Source organism: Segatella copri, assembly GCF_009495355.1.
Taxonomy (GTDB): Bacteria; Bacteroidota; Bacteroidia; order Bacteroidales; family Bacteroidaceae; genus Prevotella.
The window spans coordinates 1-2,208 of the sequence record NZ_VZAD01000044.1; the positions used below are offsets into that span (position 1 = coordinate 1).

Sequence of the window (2,208 nt, forward strand, 5' to 3'; positions counted from 1 at the left end):
AGATTCGTATCCGTGGTGGTGCCTCTCTGAATGCTTCTAACGACCCTCTCTATGTCATCGATGGTTTGGTTCTTGATAATAACAATCTGCAGGGTACAAGTAACGTCTTGGCGATGATTAACCCAAGCGATATCGAAAGCTTCACGGTATTGAAGGACGCTTCGGCAACCGCCATCTATGGTTCTCGTGCTTCTAATGGTGTCATCATCATCACCACAAAGAAGGGACGTGCAGGTCAGAGACCTACCGTTACCTATAATGGGGATGTTACCTTGTCAACCATCCAGAAGAAATATGAGGTGATGAATGCCAGTGAGTACAAGCAGGCTCTTACCTCTTTAGGCTATGATACAAGCGCATTGGGTACAGCCGACACTGATTGGCAGGACGAGATTTTCCGTACCTCTGTCTCTACCAAGCACAGTCTCAGCATTCAGGGTGGCTTGAAGAATATGCCTTACCGTATTGGCTTAGGTTTCGAAGACAACAACGGTATCGTTAAGACCAGTTGGATGAAGCGTTTCAACACATCGGTCAATTTGGCTCCTTCCTTCCTCGACAAGCACTTGAACTTCAACTTCACAGCGAAGTATATGTTCGAAAAGGACCGCTACGCCGATTTTGGTAGTGCCATCGGTGCTGCGTTGGAAATGGATCCCACACAGCCTGTTCGTGTAAACGATGAGACGTACAATTATTGTGTAGGCGGATATTTCGAGTATCTGGACAATGCGGGTAACACAATTACAGATCCTAACTGGACAAAGGTTCCCAGTACTCAGGCTCCTCATAACCCTGTGAATCTCCTCAACAACCGAAAAATAATAGCCAATACTCATGACATATCTTCAAACTTAGAGGTAGATTATAAGGTTCATGGCTTCGAAGACTTGCATTTGCATGCTGCCATCGGTGCACAGTACACTGATGCTAAGCAGCATGATGATATTAGCAAGTATACATCATCAATCAACGACATTACAAAAGCATCCAACAACTATTTTGGTTGGTATGCTACTAACCATCAATACAAATACAGCATTGAAGGAAAAGCATTTGCTGAATATGCCCACAAGTTTGGTGTGCACGACATCGACATCATGGCAGGTGCTGAGCAGAGCCACTATCACAGAACAACCTATGACTTCGGAAGCGGTATCGATGAGTATTTGAGAGATACCAATCCACAGTTAGTAGATGGAGAATGGAACTACGTGAATAACCCACGATACATGGCAAACACCATGTGGAAGGGTCACAACTCTTTGGTATCTTACTTCGGACGTTTCAACTATAACTTGCTGGACCGCTATTTGCTTACTGCAACCTTCCGTGCCGATGGTTCTTCTCGCTTCAGAAAGGGCAAGAAATGGGGTTACTTCCCAGCAGCAGCCTTTGCCTGGAAGATTAACAACGAGCCATTCATGAAGAACGTAAAGTGGATTGACGAATTGAAACTCCGCTTGGGCTGGGGTATGACTGGTCAGCAGAATGGTATTGACGACTTCTACTATACTCCTAAATATACCCTCAGCGACACTTATGCACAATATCCATTGGGTGACAAGTATTATCAGACCATGCGTCCATCAAAATACAACCGTGATTTGACATGGGAAAAGACAACAACCTACAATGGCGGTATTGACTTCACCGCTCTCAATGGTCGCTTCGGCTTCAATATCGATGGTTACTATCGTAAGACTACTGACTTGTTGTCAGAAATAGACATCGCTGGTGGTACTAACTTTGGCGACAAACTCTTGAAGAACATCGGTTCTTTGGAAAACTATGGTGTGGAATTGGCATTCAATGTGAAGCCTATCGTCACCAAGGACTTCGTTTGGGATGTAACCTACAACGTGGGATGGAACCACAATGAAATCACAGAGTTAGAGGCTGGCTTGCAAGATTGGGTTGAGACAGGTAACACGGTATCTCGTGGTACCGGCACAAAGGTACAGGTAAACAAGGTTGGCGAACCTCGCAATTCTTACTATGTTTACCAACAGGTTTACGACGAGAACGGCAAGCCTATAGAGGGACTATATGTTGACCGTAATGGTAACGGCAAGATTGACCCTGACGACCGTTATTGCTACAAGAGCCCTGCTCCTGATGTCATCATGGGTTTCACCACCAAGTTTATCTATAAGAACTGGGACTTCAGTGCAGCCTTCCATGCATCTATCGGCAACTATGTGTACT

At 45.1% G+C, this 2,208-nt stretch carries 1 protein-coding gene; it reads left to right on the plus strand.

What is annotated here, in order from left to right; all coding sequences use genetic code 11:
* Positions 1–2,208 (plus strand): SusC/RagA family TonB-linked outer membrane protein (locus tag F7D20_RS05435; protein ID WP_158463174.1); only part of this gene is annotated, 2,208 nt, incomplete at both ends.